Genomic DNA, 17,031 nt, shown 5'->3' on the forward strand with positions numbered 1-17,031 from the left:
ATGCACGAGAATCAACAACCAGAAACCGGGGCTTTTGAGCTGAGTGCGGCAGAGCGTGAGGCAATTGAGCACGAGAAGCACCACTACGAAGACCCGCGTGCGGCGTCCATTGAAGCGCTGAAGATCGTTCAGAAACAGCGTGGCTGGGTGCCGGACGGCGCAATTTACGCTATTGCCGACGTGCTGGGCATTCCGGCGAGCGATGTCGAAGGCGTGGCAACGTTCTACAGCCAGATCTTCCGCCAGCCGGTCGGCCGCCATGTGATCCGCTACTGCGACAGCGTGGTGTGTCACATCACGGGCTATCAGGGGATCCAGTCGGCGATTGAGAGCCACCTGAAGATCAAGCCGGGCCAGACCACCTTTGATGGCCGCTTTACGCTGCTGCCAACCTGCTGTCTCGGCAACTGCGACAAAGGGCCGACCATGATGATCGATGAGGACACCCACAGTTCTCTGACGCCGGAAACGATCCCTGACTTGCTGGAGCGGTATAAATAATGAAGACCATTATCCGTACTCCCGAAACCCATCCGCTGACCTGGCGTCTGCGCGATGACAAACAGCCGGTCTGGCTTGAAGAGTATCAAAGCAAGAACGGCTATGCCGGTGCGCGCAAAGCCCTGACCGGGCTGGCACCGGACGAAATCGTCAACCAGGTAAAAGACGCCGGCCTGAAAGGGCGCGGCGGCGCGGGCTTCTCCACCGGTCTTAAGTGGAGCCTGATGCCGAAAGACGAATCGATGAACATTCGTTACCTGCTGTGTAACGCCGATGAGATGGAGCCGGGCACCTATAAAGACCGCCTGCTGATGGAGCAGCTGCCGCACCTGCTGGTGGAAGGCATGCTCATCTCCGCCTTTGCGCTGAAAGCCTATCGTGGCTACATCTTCCTGCGCGGGGAGTACATCGAAGCGGCGGTGCATCTGCGCCGTGCCATTGCTGAAGCTACCGAAGCGGGCCTGCTTGGCAAAAATATTCTCGGTAGCGGGTTTGACTTCGAACTTATCGTCCATACCGGCGCGGGTCGTTATATCTGCGGCGAAGAGACGGCGCTGATCAACTCGCTGGAAGGGCGTCGCGCGAACCCGCGCTCAAAACCGCCTTTCCCGGCAAGCTCCGGCGTATGGGGTAAACCGACCTGCGTTAACAACGTCGAAACCCTGTGCAACGTCCCGGCCATTCTTGCCAACGGCGTGGAGTGGTATCAGAACCTGTCGACCAGCAAAGATGCCGGTACCAAACTGATGGGCTTCTCCGGGCGCGTGAAAAACCCGGGTGTCTGGGAGCTGCCGTTTGGCACTACCGCGCGTGAAATCCTTGAAGAGTACGCGGGCGGCATGCGCGACGGGCTGAAATTTAAAGCCTGGCAGCCGGGCGGCGCGGGAACCGACTTCCTTACCGAAGCGCACCTCGATCTGCCGATGGAGTTCGAAAGCATCGGTAAAGCGGGCAGCCGTTTAGGTACCGCGCTGGCGATGGCCGTTGACCATGAAATTGGCATGGTGCCGCTGGTGCGTAACCTGGAAGAGTTCTTCGCCCGCGAGTCCTGCGGCTGGTGTACGCCGTGCCGCGACGGGCTGCCGTGGAGCGTCAAAATCCTGCGTGCGCTGGAGCGTGGCGAAGGCCAGCCTGGCGATATCGAAACCCTGGAGCAACTCTGCCGCCAGCTGGGGCCGGGTAAAACCTTCTGCGCACACGCGCCGGGTGCGGTTGAACCGTTACAGAGCGCCATTAAGTATTTCCGCGAAGAGTTCGAAGCGGGGATCAAGCAGCAATTCAGCAATACCCATGCGATTGGCGGTATCCAGCCAAACCTGCTGAAAGCGCGCTGGTAATGGTTCCCCCTCATCGTGAGCAGGTGAGGGGACGCGGAACGAATTTTGATTAATTCTCAGCTCCGGCTGAGACAACTGGAAGCATGCTAATGGCTACTATTCACGTAGACGGCAAAGAATACGAGGTAAACGGCGCAGACAACCTGTTAGAGGCTTGTCTCTCGTTGGGCCTTGATATTCCTTATTTTTGCTGGCATCCGGCGCTGGGGAGCGTGGGTGCGTGCCGCCAGTGTGCGGTGAAGCAATATCAAAACGCGGAAGACACGCGTGGCCGCCTGGTTATGTCCTGTATGACACCGGCATCCGACGGCACATTTATCTCTATTGACGATCACGAAGCGAAAGAGTTCCGTGAGAGCGTGGTGGAGTGGTTGATGACCAACCACCCGCACGACTGTCCGGTTTGCGAAGAGGGCGGCAACTGCCACCTGCAGGATATGACCGTTATGACCGGTCACAGCTTCCGTCGCTACCGCTTCACCAAACGTACGCACCGTAACCAGGATCTCGGTCCGTTCATCTCTCACGAGATGAACCGCTGTATCGCCTGCTACCGCTGTGTGCGCTACTACAAAGATTATGCCGACGGTACCGACCTGGGCGTCTATGGCGCACATGACAACGTCTACTTCGGCCGCCCGGAAGAGGGGACGCTGGAGAGCGAGTTCTCCGGTAACCTGGTTGAAATCTGCCCGACCGGCGTTTTCACCGACAAAACCCACTCCGAGCGCTATAACCGTAAATGGGATATGCAGTTCGCGCCGAGCATCTGCCAGCAGTGCTCGATCGGCTGTAACACCAGCCCGGGCGAGCGTTACGGCGAACTGCGTCGTATCGAGAACCGCTACAACGGCACGGTTAACCACTACTTCCTCTGCGACCGCGGTCGTTTCGGCTATGGCTACGTCAATCTGAAAGATCGTCCGCGCCAGCCGGTACAGCGTCGCGGCGACGATCTGATTACCCTCAACGCCGAACAGGCGATGCAGGGCGCGGCGGATATTCTGCGCCAGTCGAAGAAAGTGATCGGCATCGGTTCTCCGCGCGCAAGCGTTGAGAGCAACTTCGCGCTGCGCGAACTGGTCGGTGCGGAGAACTTCTACACCGGTATCGCGAAAGGCGAGCAGGAGCGACTGACGCTGGCACTGAAAGTGCTGCGCGAAGGCGGCATCCGTACGCCGGCGCTGCGTGAAATCGAATCTTACGACGCAGTGCTGATCCTCGGCGAAGACGTCACCCAGACCGGCGCGCGCGTCGCGCTGGCGGTACGTCAGGCGGTGAAAGGCAAAGCCCGCGAAATGGCGGCGGCGCAGAAAGTCGCCGACTGGCAGATTGCCGCGATCATGAACATCGGTCAGCGCGCTAAACATCCGCTGTTTGTCACCAACGTCGACAGCACCCGTCTGGACGACATCGCCGCGTGGACCTACCGCGCGCCGGTGGAAGATCAGGCGCGTTTAGGTTTCGCCATCGCCCATGCGCTGGATAACTCCGCACCGGCGGTTGACGGCCTGAGCAGCGATCTGCAGGGCAAAGTGGATGTGATTGTCCAGGCACTGGCCGGGGCGAAGAAACCGCTGATTATCTCCGGCACCAACGCCGGTAGCAGCGACGTGATCCACGCGGCGGCGAACGTGGCAAAAGCGCTGAAAGGGCGCGGTGCCGATGTCGGCATCACCATGATTGCCCGCTCCGTTAACAGCATGGGCCTTGGCCTTATTGGCGGCGGCAGCCTCGATGATGCACTCTCCGAACTGGAGAGCGGCAGCGCCGACGCGGTCGTGGTGCTGGAAAACGATCTGCACCGTCACGCTTCTGCTGCGCGCGTAGATGCTGCGCTGGCGAAAGCGCCGCTAGTGCTGGTGGTCGATCACCAGCGCACGGCGATTATGGATAACGCTCATCTGGTGCTCTCTGCCGCAAGCTTCGCGGAAAGCGACGGCACGGTGATCAACAACGAAGGCCGCGCGCAGCGCTTCTTCCAGGTTTATGACCCGAGCTACTACGACAACAAAGCGCTGATGCTGGAAAGCTGGCGCTGGCTGCACTCGCTGCACAGCACCGTGCTGAACCGCGAAGTGGACTGGACGCAGCTCGATCACGTGATCGACGCCGCCGTCGCCGCGCTGCCGCAGCTGGCGGGCATCAAAAATGCCGCACCGGATGCCAGCTTCCGCATTCGCGGGCAGAAACTGGCGCGTGAGCCGCACCGCTACAGCGGTCGCACCGCCATGCGTGCCAATATCAGCGTCCACGAACCGCGTCAGCCGCAGGATCAAGACACCATGTTCGCCTTCTCGATGGAAGGGAACAACCAGCCTTCAGCGCCGCGCTCGCAAATTCCGTTTGCCTGGGCACCGGGCTGGAACTCCCCGCAGGCCTGGAACAAATTCCAGGACGAAGTGGGCGGCCACCTGCGTCACGGCGATCCGGGCGTGCGCCTGATTGAAGCGACGGAGAGCGGGCTGGATTACTTCACCGTCGTTCCGGGCGCTTTCAGCGCACAGGATGGCGAGTGGCGTATCGCGCCTTACTATCACCTGTTCGGCAGCGATGAGCTGTCGCAGCGTTCGCCGGTGTTCCAGAGCCGTATGCCGCAGCCTTACATCACGCTTAACCCGGCCGATGCCGCGAAGCTTGGCGTAAACGCAGGCGCGCACGTCTCCTTCACCTACGAAGGGCAGACCCTTAGCCTGCCGCTGCAGGTATCGGAAGGTCTGACGGCGGGGCAGGTCGGTTTGCCGATGGGCATGCCGGGTATTGCACCGGTGCTGGCCGGGGCACGTCTTGAAAATCTGCGGGAGGCGCAAGCATGAGCTGGTTAACACCGGATGTTATCGACATTCTGTTAAGCATTCTGAAAGCGGTGGTCATCCTGCTGGTGGTCGTCACCTGCGGCGCCTTCATGAGCTTTGGCGAACGTCGCCTGCTCGGCCTGTTCCAGAACCGTTATGGGCCGAACCGTGTGGGCTGGGGTGGTTCACTCCAGCTGGTCGCGGACATGATCAAGATGTTCTTTAAAGAGGACTGGATCCCGCGCTTCTCGGATCGCGTGATCTTCACCCTCGCGCCGGTGATCGCCTTCACCTCGCTGCTGTTAGCCTTCGCCATTGTGCCGGTCAGCCCCACCTGGGTGGTGGCCGACCTCAATATCGGGATCCTCTTCTTCCTGATGATGGCGGGTCTGGCGGTCTACGCGGTGCTGTTCGCTGGCTGGTCGAGTAACAACAAATACTCCCTGCTCGGCGCGATGCGTGCCTCTGCGCAAACTCTGAGCTACGAAGTGTTCCTCGGGCTATCGCTGATGGGCGTGGTGGCGCAGGCCGGTTCATTCAATATGACCGACATCGTCAACAACCAGGCGGGTTTGTGGAACGTCATTCCGCAATTCTTTGGCTTCGTTACCTTCGCTATCGCGGGTGTTGCGGTGTGTCACCGTCACCCGTTTGACCAGCCGGAAGCGGAGCAGGAGCTGGCGGATGGTTACCATATTGAATACTCCGGCATGAAGTTCGGTCTCTTCTTCGTCGGCGAGTATATCGGTATCGTCACCATCTCTGCGCTGATGGTCACCCTCTTCTTTGGTGGCTGGCAGGGTCCGCTGTTACCGCCGTTTATCTGGTTCGCGCTGAAAACCGCGTTCTTTATGATGATGTTCATTTTGATTCGCGCCGCACTGCCGCGTCCTCGCTACGATCAGGTGATGTCTTTCGGCTGGAAAATCTGTCTGCCGCTGACACTGCTTAACCTGTTGGGCACGGCGGCAGTCATTCTTTGGCAGGCGCCGTAATAAGGGGTGATGAGACCATGACGTTAAAAGAGTTATTCGTGGGCTTTGGCACCCAGGTTCGCAGTATCTGGATGATCGGCCTGCATGCGTTCGCCAAACGCGAAACGCGTATGTACCCAGAAGAGCCGGTTTACCTGGCCCCGCGCTACCGTGGCCGTATCGTGCTGACGCGCGATCCGGACGGCGCAGAGCGCTGCGTAGCCTGTAACCTGTGTGCGGTTGCCTGTCCTGTCGGCTGTATCTCGCTGCAAAAAGCGGAAACCGTTGATGGCCGCTGGTATCCGGAGTTTTTCCGTATCAACTTCTCGCGCTGCATCTTCTGCGGCATGTGCGAAGAGGCGTGCCCGACAACAGCGATTCAGCTGACGCCGGACTTCGAACTCGGTGAGTTCAAGCGCCAGGATCTGGTGTATGAAAAAGAGGATCTGCTGATCTCCGGTCCGGGCAAATACCCGGAATATAACTTCTACCGGATGGCAGGTATGGCAATCGACGGCAAAGATAAGGGCGAAGCGGAAAACGAAGCCAAGCCTATCGACGTCAAAGGCCTGTTACCGTAAGGAGAGGGGCAATGGAGTTCGCTTTTTATATCTGTGGCCTGATCGCCATCCTGACGACGGTACGCGTTATTACGCATACCAATCCGGTGCATGCGCTGCTGTACTTGATCATCTCCCTGCTGGCGATTGCCGGGGTCTTCTTCTCCCTCGGCGCGTACTTCGCCGGGGCGCTGGAGATCATCGTCTACGCCGGGGCCATCATGGTGCTGTTCGTCTTCGTGGTGATGATGCTCAACATGGGCAATTCGGTGGTCGAGCAGGAGCGCAACTGGCTCACGCCGCAAATCTGGATTGGTCCTGCGGTGCTCTCTGCGGTGCTGCTGGGCGTCATGATCTACGCCATTATGGGCGTTAACGATCAGGGCATCGAGGGCACGGCGATTGGCGCGAAAGCGGTCGGTATTACGCTGTTTGGTCCTTACGTTCTGGCGGTTGAGCTGGCCTCAATGCTGCTGCTGGCAGGTCTGGTTGTCGCGTTCCACCTTGGACGCGAAGAGAGACCTGGCGAATTGCTGAGCAATCGCACGGATGACCGCGCGAAAAGAAAAACGGAGGAGCACGCATGATCCCGTTACAACATGGATTGATCCTCGCGGCGATTTTGTTTGTGCTGGGTCTGACTGGTCTGGTTATTCGCCGCAATCTGCTGTTTATGCTGATTGGGCTTGAGATCATGATCAACGCCGCCGCGCTGGCCTTTGTGGTCGCCGGTAGCTACTGGGGCCAGACCGACGGTCAGGTAATGTATATTCTCGCCATTAGCCTTGCCGCTGCGGAAGCGAGCATTGGCCTGGCGCTGCTGCTGCAACTTCATCGTCGCCGCCAGAGTCTGAATATCGATTCAGTAAGTGAGATGCGTGGATGAACATGCTCGCCTTAACCATTATTTTTCCTCTTATTGGCTTTGTGTTACTGGCTTTCTCCCGTGGCCGCTGGTCGGAGAATCTCTCCGCCGCCGTTGGTATGGGCTCGATTGGTCTCTCGGCGCTGGTAACGGCGCTGGTTGGCGTTGAGTTCTTCAATAACGGTCAGCAGGCGTTTGTTCAGCCGCTGTGGACGTGGATGGCGGTCGGTGATTTCAATATCGGTTTCAATCTTGTGCTGGACGGCCTGTCGCTGACCATGCTCTCGGTAGTCACCGGCGTTGGCTTCCTGATCCACATGTTCGCCTCCTGGTATATGCGCGGGGAGGAGGGCTACTCCCGCTTCTTCGCCTACACCAACCTCTTTATCGCCAGCATGGTAATTCTGGTGCTGGGCGATAACCTGCTGCTGATGTACCTCGGCTGGGAAGGCGTGGGTCTCTGCTCCTATCTGCTGATCGGCTTCTACTACACCGATCCGAAGAATGGCGCAGCGGCGATGAAAGCGTTTGTCGTCACCCGCGTCGGTGACGTCTTCCTCGCGTTCGCACTGTTCATCCTCTACAACGAGCTGGGCACGCTGAACTTCCGCGAGATGGTCGAGCTGGCGCCGCAGCACTTCGCCAACGGCAACCATATGCTGATGTGGGCAACCCTGATGCTGCTGGGCGGCGCGGTTGGTAAATCGGCGCAGCTGCCGTTGCAGACCTGGCTTGCAGACGCGATGGCTGGCCCGACGCCGGTCTCTGCGCTGATCCACGCCGCAACGATGGTTACCGCCGGTGTCTACCTGATTGCCCGTACCCACGGTCTGTTCCTGATGACGCCGGAAGTGCTGCATCTGGTCGGTATCGTTGGTGCGGTCACGCTGTTGATGGCCGGTTTCGCCGCGCTGGTGCAGACCGATATCAAACGCGTACTCGCCTACTCGACGATGAGCCAGATTGGTTACATGTTCCTGGCGCTTGGCGTACAGGCATGGGACGCAGCGATTTTCCACCTGATGACGCACGCCTTCTTTAAAGCGTTGCTGTTCCTCTCCTCCGGTTCGGTGATCCTCGCCTGCCACCACGAGCAGAACATCTTCAAGATGGGCGGCCTGCGTAAGTCGATTCCGCTGGTGTATGCCTGCTTCCTGGTCGGTGGCGCGGCGCTCTCTGCACTGCCGCTGATTACCGCGGGCTTCTTCAGTAAGGATGAGATCCTCGCAGGAGCGGTAGCGAACGGTCACGTTAACCTGATGATTGCGGGTCTGGTCGGGGCGTTTATGACCTCGCTCTACACCTTCCGTCTGATTTTCATTGTCTTCCACGGCAAAGAGCAGATTCACGCCCACGCAGGGAAGGGGATTACCCATCACCTGCCGCTGATTGTGCTGCTGATCCTCTCCACCTTCGTTGGCGCGATGATTGTGCCACCGCTGCGCGGTGTTCTGCCGGAAACGGCTGAGCTGGCGCACAGCAGCGTGGTGATGCTGGAAGTGGCTTCTGGCGCAGTGGCGGTGATCGGCATTCTGCTGGCCGCCTGGCTGTGGCTGGGTAAACGCACGCTGGTGACATCGATTGCCAACAGCGCGGCGGGCCGCTTCTTCGGCACCTGGTGGTTCAATGCCTGGGGCTTCGACTGGCTCTACGATCGCATCTTCGTTAAACCGTATCTGGGCGTTGCCTGGCTGCTGAAGAGCGATCCGCTGAATGCGCTGATGAACCTTCCGGCGATCCTCTCCCGCTTTGCCGGGAAAGGGCTGCTGTTCAGCGAGAACGGTTATCTGCGCTGGTATGTGGCCTCCATGAGTATCGGTGCCGTTGTGGTGCTCGGTCTGCTGATGGTGTTGCGCTGAGTTCCTGGGCCGGGGAGCAGAGTTGTTCTCCGGCCTGCGAGCAGAATCTGAATTTTGTGAAAATTCGTTGAAAATCAGGTCCGAAAGGACAGGCAGTAACGGTGAAGTCAGATGACGAGCCAGAAAGCCTGAGCTGGACTTAAACAAGGAATATGAATCGCCATGTTATTACCCTGGCTAATATTGATTCCCTTTATCGGTGGTTTCCTGTGTTGGCAAACCGAGCGCTTCGGCGTGAAGGTGCCGCGCTGGATCGCCCTGATCACCATGGGACTGACGCTGGCGCTCTCTCTGCAACTCTGGTTGCAGGGTGGCTACTCTTTATCGCAGGCTGCCGATTTCCCGACGTGGCAGGAGAGCTTTAAACACGACTGGATCCCGCGCTTCGGCATCACTATCCATCTGGCGATGGACGGTCTGTCGCTGCTGATGGTCGTGCTGACCGGCTTTCTTGGCGTGCTGGCGGTTCTCTGCTCCTGGCGTGAAATCGAGAAATATCAGGGCTTCTTCCACCTGAACCTGATGTGGATCCTCGGTGGCGTTATCGGCGTGTTCCTTGCCATCGACATGTTCCTGTTCTTCTTCTTCTGGGAAATGATGCTGGTGCCGATGTACTTCCTGATTGCGCTGTGGGGCCATAAAGCCTCCGACGGGAAGACGCGTATCACCGCGGCAACGAAATTCTTCATCTATACCCAGGCAAGCGGTCTGGTGATGTTGATTGCCATCCTCGGCCTGGTGTTTGTGCACTACAACGCCACCGGCGTGTGGACCTTCAACTATGAAGAGCTGCTGAAAACGCCGATGTCCCACAACGTTGAATACCTGCTGATGCTCGGCTTCTTTATCGCCTTTGCGGTGAAAATGCCGGTGGTGCCGCTGCACGGCTGGTTGCCGGATGCGCACTCGCAGGCACCGACCGCGGGTTCCGTTGACCTCGCGGGGATCTTGCTGAAAACCGCCGCTTACGGTCTGCTGCGCTTCTCGCTGCCGCTCTTCCCGAACGCTTCGGCGGAGTTTGCGCCGATTGCCATGTGGCTGGGCGTAATTGGTATCTTCTACGGCGCGTGGATGGCCTTCACCCAGACCGATATCAAACGTCTTATCGCTTACACCTCCGTTTCCCACATGGGCTTCGTACTGATTGCCATCTACACCGGCAGCCAGCTGGCCTACCAGGGCGCGGTGATTCAGATGATTGCTCACGGTCTCTCGGCGGCGGGTCTGTTTATTCTCTGCGGTCAGCTTTACGAACGTCTGCATACCCGTGATATGCGCATGATGGGCGGTCTGTGGAGCAAGATTAAGTGGCTGCCGGCGCTGTCGATGTTCTTCGCTGTGGCGACGCTGGGGATGCCGGGTACCGGTAACTTCGTCGGTGAGTTCATGATCCTGTTCGGTAGCTACCAGGTTGTACCGATGATTACCGTGATCTCCACCTTCGGTCTGGTCTTCGCCTCCGTTTACTCGCTGGCGATGCTGCATCGCGCTTACTTCGGTAAAGCGAAGAGCGAAATCGCGAACCAGACGCTGCCGGGTCTGTCACTGCGCGAGCTGTTTATGATCCTTATCCTGGTCGTGCTTCTGGTACTGCTTGGCTTCTATCCGCAGCCGATTCTGGATACCTCGCACGCTGCGATGGGCAATATCCAGCAGTGGTTTGTTAACTCCATTACTACAAGGCCGTAATTCGCCATGACAATAACTCCACAACACCTGATTGCGCTGCTGCCGCTGCTAATCGTCGGATTGACGGTGGTGGTTGTGATGCTCTCCATTGCGTGGCGACGCAACCATTTCTTCAATGCCACGCTGTCGGTCGTTGGTCTGAACGTTGCACTGCTCTCGCTGTGGTTCGTTGGCCACGCCGGAGCAATGGATGTGACGCCGCTGATGCGCGTCGATGGCTACGCCATGCTTTACACCGGGCTGGTGCTGCTGGCGAGCCTCGCCACCTGCACCTTTGCCTATCCGTGGCTTGAAGGTTATAGCGACAACAAGGAAGAGTTCTACCTGCTGGTGCTGATTGCCGCGCTGGGTGGCATTCTGCTGGCTAACGCCAATCACATGGCGTCGCTGTTCCTCGGTATTGAGCTGATCTCGCTGCCGCTGTTCGGGCTGGTGGGCTACGCCTTCCGCCAGAAACGCTCGCTGGAAGCCAGCATCAAATACACCATTCTGTCGGCGGCTGCCTCCTCATTCCTGCTGTTCGGGATTGCGCTGGTCTATGCTCAGAGCGGCGATCTGTCGTTTGTCGCCATTGGTAAAAACCTCGGTGAAGGCGTGCTGCACGAGCCGCTGCTGCTGGCGGGTCTCGGTCTGATGATTGTCGGCCTCGGCTTTAAACTGTCGCTGGTGCCGTTCCATCTCTGGACGCCGGATGTTTACCAGGGCGCGCCTGCGCCGGTCTCCACCTTCCTGGCGACCGCCAGCAAAATCGCCATCTTTGGCGTGCTGATGCGTCTGTTCCTCTATGCGCCGGTAGGTAACAGCGAAGCCGTACGCGTGGTGCTGGGCGTTATCGCCTTTGTCTCCATTATCTTCGGTAACCTGATGGCGCTGAGCCAGACCAATATCAAACGTCTGCTCGGCTACTCCTCCATCGCTCACCTTGGGTATCTGATGGTGGCGCTGATTGCCCTGCGCGGCGGCCAGATGTCGATGGAGAGCGTTGGCGTTTACCTGGCCGGCTATCTCTTCAGCAGCCTGGGTGCCTTTGGCGTAGTAAGCCTGATGTCCAGCCCGTATCGCGGTCCGGACGCCGAGTCGCTCTACTCCTATCGCGGCCTCTTCTGGCACCGTCCGATTCTCTCGGCGGTAATGACGGTGATGATGCTGTCGCTGGCGGGTATCCCGATGACGCTGGGCTTTATCGGTAAGTTCTACATTCTGGCTGTCGGTGTGCAGGCCAACCTGTGGTGGCTGACCGGTGCGGTAGTGGTCGGTTCTGCAATCGGTCTCTACTACTACCTGCGTGTTGCGGTGAGCCTCTATCTCAACGCGCCGCAGCAGCTGAACCGCGATGCGCCGTCCAACTGGGCCTACAGCGCGGGCGGTATTGTGGTACTCATCTCCGCTCTGCTGGTGCTGGTGCTCGGTATCTATCCGCAGCCGCTGATTAGCATTGTCCAGCTGGCGCTGCCGATGATGTAATCGCGCCTTGCGCAAATGAAAAAACCGCCGGGTTTGCAGCCTGGCGGTTTTTTTTTGCGCATAAAAAACCCCAGCGGTGAAGCTGGGGTTTTAACGGTATAGCGCAAACTGGTGAGGGATGCGCCACGCCGTTGTTTACGTTTCCGGCCCGTCAGGGGTAAGAGCGTATGCAATACTCAACGCGTTGAAGCTTCCGATATATGCTGTTTTATTTCAAGCGCAAACAGTTGGGTTAGCGGATGTTTAAGAAAAACGCCCGAAAACAGGTCGTTTTTCCTGATGTTTTTTAATTATATTTCAGTTGGTTATGTGAGGTGTAGAATCAAATCCGTTGGGGTTACTGCATCTAACTTTCGGGCCGGGCAAAGGATTTCCCCCGCTGTAACACGTGGTGGTGGCAGGGTTCAGGCCTGGAAGGGGCGTAAGTAATACTCAACATCTGCTCGCCCTGATTCGGGGGAGTTTGAGGACCAGTCCGGGCGGCTCCTTCCTCGGTTGAGGAAAACGGATGATGGATAACCGTGAATTCGCGAAACGCGTAATCACGATCATCATTGCTGTACTACAGCTGATCTTGTCGTTCTTGTAATGACCTGAAACGTACTTAAGGCGCTACCGTTTGACCGACGGTAGCGCCTTTAATCGTTGTGCCGGCGTTACTTCGCCAGCAGCGGGGTCGGGGCCATCTGGCGGTGGCTGATCAGCGGGCCGCGAACGTTGTTCGCTGCGCGATCGAGCACCTCCTGGATCACCGCAGAAAGTTCGTTAATTTCGAACTTCGCGACATAGCCATCGGCCTGCACTTTGCGAACGTGATCTTCGTTAGCACTGCCGGAGAGGGAAGAGTGGATCACCACCGGGATATTTTTCAGGCGCGGATCGGTTTTGATCAGGCGTGTCAGGGTAAAGCCGTCCATCTCCGGCATCTCCAGATCGGTCAGCACCATTGAGATCTTATCGCTTACCGGCACACCCTCTTTTTCCGCCTGCTGGGCAATAAGCTGGATTTTCTCCCACGCATCTTTGCCGGTGATGTGCATCATGCTCGGGATCTCCATGGCGTTCAGGCCTTTTTCCAGCATGGCGCGCGCCACTTTGGAGTCTTCAGCCACAATCGCGATGGAACCCGGTTTCAGGTTGAATTTCTTATCCGGTACATGATCGCCGTGAACGTCATGATCCGCCGGAACGATGTCATAGAGGATCTGTTCAACGTCCAGCACCATCGCCAGGTTGTTGGTATCCTTATCATCATCGAGGCAGGCAATACTGGTGATATAGCGGCCATTGATCGCTTTCTCCGCCGTGTGCACCTGTTTCCAGTCCAGGCGCGTGATGTTCTCGACGGACTCGACGGCAAAAGCCTGCACGCTACGGGCATACTCAGTGATCAGCAGAATGTTTAAGCCGGTCTCCGGTTTACACCCGGCGACGGCGGAGAGGTCAATCACCGGGATCACCTGATCGCGGATGTTGACCATCCCCATCAATGGCGGCTTCATTCCCGCAGGGCGAGTAAATGTGGGCATCGGTACGATTTCGCGCAACTTAAACACATTGATGCCAAACAGCTCAGATTTCGTCGCATCTAATGATGTGCCAAGGCGAAACAGCAACAGCTCAAACCGGTTCGACAGAGTAAGATTCGCCCTGTCATCGATGTCTTTCTGGAAATTATCCATCATGCCCTCAAAGAAGAAATGCCTGCGTATAACTTATTATCGGCATGACGGCGAAAAAATAGAGTGCCTAAATTAAAATCAAATGCGAACTACGTCAAAATCTGCTGCTAAGGTCGTCTCCGGGAAGATTTCACGACACTCTTTTAGCAGCGCCTGGCTCCCCTCAGCGTCATAACGCGAACTGATATGGGTAATCACCAGACGTGAAGCACCAGCCTGCTGAGCCAACTGCGCCGCCTGCCGCGCTGAGCTGTGCCCGCGGCTGTTGGCCTTCTCTTCCATGGCACTCTCAAGCGTCGCTTCATGCACCACCACATCAACATCTTTCGCTAGCTCCAGCGCGTCGGGGCAGGGCGAGGTATCGCCGAAGATTGCCAGCCGTTTACCCGGCTCGGAGGGTGCCAGGTAATCTTTACCATCGATAATGCGCCCGTCATCCAGCGTCACCGTACCGCCCGCCTTTAATGTCTGGAACAGCGGCCCGGCGGGAACGCCTGCGGCGACAAGTGCAGAGGCATTCAGCGCGCCCGGTTTATCGTGCTCTTCGACGCGATAGCCGTAACACTCCACCGGATGCGCCAGCGGCAAGGCCGTCACTTTGTGCAGCCCATCATCCATCACCAGCCCTGGCTTCACCTCTTCAATAGTTAGCGGATAGTCGGTCCACGAACCGCTCAGGCGCAGCGCGGTCTCAACAAACTCCTTGATGCCGTGCGGGCCGTAAATGTGCAGCGGCTGCGTATTGCCCGCCATCGACCGGCTGCAGAGCAGGCCCGGCAGGCCAAAAATATGGTCGCCATGCAGATGGGTAATAAAAATTTTGTCCAGCTTGCCCGGATTAAACGCGGTGTGCAGCAGTTGATGCTGCGTACCTTCACCACAGTCGAAAAGCCACAGCCCGGCGCTCGTCGGGTGCTGAAGATTGAGCAGAATGGCGGTGACGTTGCGCGCCCGCGTCGGGACGCCTGCTGAAGTACCTAAGAAGATCAGTTCCACATGCTTTGCCTGAAATGAAAAGAATCTAGTATAACCACATGAGTCTATTTGAGGAGATAACGATGATCCGCTGGCAAGACCTGCACCATTCCGAACTGACCGTGCCTGCGCTCTATGCGCTGTTGAAACTGCGCTGCGAAGTATTTGTGGTCGAACAGACCTGCCCTTATCTCGATATTGATGGCGACGACCTGGTGGGAGAGAACCGCCACCTGCTCGGCTGGCAGGGTGATGAGCTGGTGGCGTATGCGAGGATTCTGAAAAGTAACGATGATTTCTCGCCCGTTGCCATCGGCAGAGTGATTGTCAGCGCCAGCGTACGCGGGGAAAAACTGGGTTATCAACTGATGTCGCGCGCGGTGGCCTCCTGCCTGCAATACTGGCCGCAGCACGCGCTATACCTGAGTGCACAGGCGCATCTGCAACCCTTTTATCAACAGTTCGGTTTCCAGCCGGTCACCGAAATCTATGATGAAGATGGCATTCCCCACATCGGCATGGCGCGCGAGGTCAGCCAGGCGTAAACGCCAGCTATTGTCTATAGTTAGCGTACAGGTGCATAACATGGAGAAAAGAGATGACTAATCAATTCGATTCACACATTGACGACGACCTGACCCTGCTGAGCGAAACGCTGGAAGAAGTTCTCCGCTCATCGGGCGATCCCGCTGACCAGAAGTACATTGAACTGAAAGCACGTGCCGAACAGGCGCTGCATGATGTGAAAAACCGCGTCAGCAGCGCGTCTGATACCTACTACTATCGTGCGAAAAAAGCGGTTTACCGTGCCGATGACTATGTGCACGAAAAACCGTGGCAGGGCGTTGGTGCTGGTGCTGCTGTAGGTCTGGTGCTGGGTCTGCTGTTAGCCCGTCGCTAATCTTTATCTCCCCTCCCTGGAAGGGGGTACTGCTATTCATCGTAGTACCCCGTATACTGTGTGGTTTTTAAAACCGTGCCGTTTTTCCGGGAGGGGTTCGCATGTTTTCTCTGTCCTCTGCGCTTGGCGATCTACATCAGCGCCTTGCCGACACGTTTCCTGATGCTGCTGGTTTTACCCTCTTTGACGTTCCCTTCCCGCTAAACAACGCATTCGACCCGCTGACATGGCTTTCGGCTCAGCGTGTTTTCCCACAATTTTACTGGCAGCAGCGCAGCGGTGATGACGAAGCGGCCGCCCTTGGCGCGTTAAGCACGTTTACTTCACTTGCTGAGGCGCAACAGCAGCTGCAGGGGTATCCCGACGATGTACGCGTCTGGGGGCTTAACGCTTTTGAACCAAGCGAGGGCGCGCTCTTTTTGCCCCGCCTCGAATGGCGGCGCGAAGGAGGCAAAGCGATGCTGCGTCTCTATCTCTATAGCGCCACCTCGCTGCGTGATGATGCGCAGTGTGCTGTCGATTTTCTTAACGCGCTTTCACCTGCTACTCCACTGGCGATGAGCCCAGCACGCTGTGTTGAACAGCACCACTTCCCGACGCGTGAGGGGTGGGAAACGCTGATAAGCCAGGCGCTTGAGACCTTGCAGCGCGGCGAGCTGGATAAAGTTGTGCTCGCCCGCGCTACCGATTACCGCTTCGATGCGCCAATTAATGCTGGCGCGCTGATGGCCGCCAGCCGACGCCTCAACCTGCACTGCTTCCACTTTCTCTATCGCTTCAACGACCAGACCGCCTTTCTGGGATCGACCCCCGAACGGTTATGGCGGCGACGCGGCGTGGCGCTGCGCACCGAAGCGCTGGCCGGGACGGTGGCAAATCATGATGACGACGCACAGGCACAGCAGCATGCAGCATGGTTGATGAGTGACGATAAAAACCAGCGTGAAAATATGCTGGTGGTGGAGGATATCTGCCAGCGGTTGCAGCAGCAGACTGGCGCGCTGGATGTGCTGCCGCCGCAGGTGGTGCGGCTGCGCAAAGTGCAGCACTTGCGGCGCTGTATCTGGAGCGACCTGCGGGTGGCAGACGATGCCCTCTGTTTAGATCTGCTCCAGCCGACAGCGGCGGTGGCGGGGTTACCGCGCCCTGAAGCCCGTCGTTTTATCGCCCGCCACGAGCCGTTTGCCCGCGAGTGGTACGCCGGTTCGGCAGGTTATCTTTCGCGTAAGCAGAGTGAGTTCTGCGTGACGCTGCGCTCGGCGAAGGTGAGCGGCGAGACGGTGCGGCTCTATGCCGGGGCAGGCATTGTGCCCGGTTCAGACCCTGAGCAGGAGTGGCAGGAGATCGATAATAAAGCCGCCGGTCTGCGATCGTTGTTGCTACAGACGCACCCATAGACGACCTATATCAAAAACTCATCATTTCAGAA

General features: G+C 57.8%; 15 protein-coding genes. 13 read left to right on the forward strand and 2 right to left on the reverse strand.

All coding sequences use genetic code 11. The annotated features are described in order from the left end of the window. From nuoE to nuoN, 10 genes are all read left to right on the forward strand, one after another. The gene (nuoE, locus tag ABIC80_RS01645) at window positions 1-501 is read left to right on the forward strand and encodes an NADH-quinone oxidoreductase subunit NuoE (protein ID WP_023479890.1); all 501 of its coding nucleotides are present in this window, start codon (window positions 1-3) and stop codon (window positions 499-501) included. Beyond that, window positions 501-1,838, forward strand: coding sequence for an NADH-quinone oxidoreductase subunit NuoF (nuoF, locus tag ABIC80_RS01650; RefSeq protein WP_200133360.1), 1,338 nt, complete (start codon window positions 501-503; stop codon window positions 1,836-1,838). The genes nuoE and nuoF overlap by 1 nt, the downstream gene beginning before the upstream one ends. A gap of 89 nt (window positions 1,839-1,927) precedes the next feature. After that, window positions 1,928-4,654 (forward strand): NADH-quinone oxidoreductase subunit NuoG, encoded by a 2,727-nt coding sequence (gene nuoG, locus ABIC80_RS01655; RefSeq protein WP_429175159.1) that lies wholly within the window; start codon window positions 1,928-1,930, stop codon window positions 4,652-4,654. Further along, entirely contained in the window at window positions 4,651-5,628 is a 978-nt protein-coding gene (gene nuoH / locus ABIC80_RS01660) for an NADH-quinone oxidoreductase subunit NuoH (protein ID WP_094421240.1), read from the forward strand. Before nuoG ends, nuoH begins: the two co-directional genes overlap by 4 nt. A gap of 17 nt (window positions 5,629-5,645) precedes the next feature. Then, entirely contained in the window at window positions 5,646-6,188 is a 543-nt protein-coding gene (gene nuoI, locus ABIC80_RS01665) for an NADH-quinone oxidoreductase subunit NuoI (protein WP_023479728.1), read from the forward strand. Window positions 6,189-6,199: 11 nt separating this feature from the next. After that, entirely contained in the window at window positions 6,200-6,754 is a 555-nt protein-coding gene (nuoJ, locus tag ABIC80_RS01670) for an NADH-quinone oxidoreductase subunit J (protein ID WP_023479675.1), read from the forward strand. Then, window positions 6,751-7,053, forward strand: a complete 303-nt coding sequence (gene nuoK / locus ABIC80_RS01675) for an NADH-quinone oxidoreductase subunit NuoK (protein WP_023479838.1) — start codon at window positions 6,751-6,753, stop codon at window positions 7,051-7,053. The genes nuoJ and nuoK overlap by 4 nt, the downstream gene beginning before the upstream one ends. Next, on the forward strand, window positions 7,050-8,891 hold the full coding sequence (gene nuoL, locus ABIC80_RS01680) for an NADH-quinone oxidoreductase subunit L (RefSeq protein WP_094421236.1): 1,842 nt from the start codon (window positions 7,050-7,052) through the stop codon (window positions 8,889-8,891). Before nuoK ends, nuoL begins: the two co-directional genes overlap by 4 nt. Before the next feature lie 162 nt (window positions 8,892-9,053). Next, window positions 9,054-10,580 (forward strand): NADH-quinone oxidoreductase subunit M, encoded by a 1,527-nt coding sequence (gene nuoM / locus ABIC80_RS01685; RefSeq protein WP_023479637.1) that lies wholly within the window; start codon window positions 9,054-9,056, stop codon window positions 10,578-10,580. Window positions 10,581-10,586: 6 nt separating this feature from the next. After that, a complete protein-coding gene (nuoN, locus tag ABIC80_RS01690; RefSeq protein ID WP_023479817.1) occupies window positions 10,587-12,044 on the forward strand; it encodes an NADH-quinone oxidoreductase subunit NuoN in 1,458 nt (485 codons plus the stop codon). Window positions 12,045-12,700: 656 nt separating this feature from the next. Here the strand turns inward: nuoN and ABIC80_RS01695 are convergent. Further along, entirely contained in the window at window positions 12,701-13,726 is a 1,026-nt protein-coding gene (locus tag ABIC80_RS01695; protein ID WP_023479862.1) for a chemotaxis protein, read from the reverse strand. 78 nt (window positions 13,727-13,804) lie between these two features. Then, window positions 13,805-14,722 (reverse strand): ribonuclease Z, encoded by a 918-nt coding sequence (gene rnz / locus ABIC80_RS01700; RefSeq protein WP_429175161.1) that lies wholly within the window; start codon window positions 14,720-14,722, stop codon window positions 13,805-13,807. A 62-nt stretch (window positions 14,723-14,784) separates the two neighbouring features. On the opposite strand from rnz, the gene ABIC80_RS01705 reads away from it, so the two are divergent. From ABIC80_RS01705 to menF, 3 genes are all read left to right on the forward strand, one after another. Then, on the forward strand, window positions 14,785-15,246 hold the full coding sequence (locus ABIC80_RS01705) for a GNAT family N-acetyltransferase (protein ID WP_263754295.1): 462 nt from the start codon (window positions 14,785-14,787) through the stop codon (window positions 15,244-15,246). Window positions 15,247-15,299: 53 nt separating this feature from the next. Next, on the forward strand, window positions 15,300-15,602 hold the full coding sequence (gene elaB, locus ABIC80_RS01710) for a stress response protein ElaB (protein WP_023479917.1): 303 nt from the start codon (window positions 15,300-15,302) through the stop codon (window positions 15,600-15,602). A gap of 101 nt (window positions 15,603-15,703) precedes the next feature. Next, window positions 15,704-16,999, forward strand: coding sequence for an isochorismate synthase MenF (menF, locus tag ABIC80_RS01715; RefSeq protein ID WP_429175164.1), 1,296 nt, complete (start codon window positions 15,704-15,706; stop codon window positions 16,997-16,999). Window positions 17,000-17,031 lie beyond the last annotated feature (32 nt).

The sequence above is a fragment of the Kosakonia sp. 1610 genome (assembly GCF_050435845.1).
In the GTDB taxonomy this organism is placed as follows: Bacteria; Pseudomonadota; Gammaproteobacteria; order Enterobacterales; family Enterobacteriaceae; genus Kosakonia; species Kosakonia cowanii.

Excerpts from the sequence above, each read along its gene's own strand:
- nuoK (WP_023479838.1), top strand. The coding sequence starts at position 6,751 with ATGATCCCGTTACAACATGGATTGATCCTCGCGGCGATTTTGTTTGTG.
- nuoL (WP_094421236.1), top strand. The coding sequence starts at position 7,050 with ATGAACATGCTCGCCTTAACCATTATTTTTCCTCTTATTGGCTTTGTG.
- ABIC80_RS01695 (WP_023479862.1), bottom strand. The coding sequence starts at position 13,726 with ATGGATAATTTCCAGAAAGACATCGATGACAGGGCGAATCTTACTCTG.
- nuoJ (WP_023479675.1), top strand. The coding sequence starts at position 6,200 with ATGGAGTTCGCTTTTTATATCTGTGGCCTGATCGCCATCCTGACGACG.
- elaB (WP_023479917.1), top strand. The coding sequence starts at position 15,300 with ATGACTAATCAATTCGATTCACACATTGACGACGACCTGACCCTGCTG.
- nuoH (WP_094421240.1), top strand. The coding sequence starts at position 4,651 with ATGAGCTGGTTAACACCGGATGTTATCGACATTCTGTTAAGCATTCTG.
- nuoG (WP_429175159.1), top strand. The coding sequence starts at position 1,928 with ATGGCTACTATTCACGTAGACGGCAAAGAATACGAGGTAAACGGCGCA.
- nuoI (WP_023479728.1), top strand. The coding sequence starts at position 5,646 with ATGACGTTAAAAGAGTTATTCGTGGGCTTTGGCACCCAGGTTCGCAGT.
- nuoF (WP_200133360.1), top strand. The coding sequence starts at position 501 with ATGAAGACCATTATCCGTACTCCCGAAACCCATCCGCTGACCTGGCGT.
- nuoE (WP_023479890.1), top strand. The coding sequence starts at position 1 with ATGCACGAGAATCAACAACCAGAAACCGGGGCTTTTGAGCTGAGTGCG.
- ABIC80_RS01705 (WP_263754295.1), top strand. The coding sequence starts at position 14,785 with ATGATCCGCTGGCAAGACCTGCACCATTCCGAACTGACCGTGCCTGCG.
- nuoN (WP_023479817.1), top strand. The coding sequence starts at position 10,587 with ATGACAATAACTCCACAACACCTGATTGCGCTGCTGCCGCTGCTAATC.
- menF (WP_429175164.1), top strand. The coding sequence starts at position 15,704 with ATGTTTTCTCTGTCCTCTGCGCTTGGCGATCTACATCAGCGCCTTGCC.
- nuoM (WP_023479637.1), top strand. The coding sequence starts at position 9,054 with ATGTTATTACCCTGGCTAATATTGATTCCCTTTATCGGTGGTTTCCTG.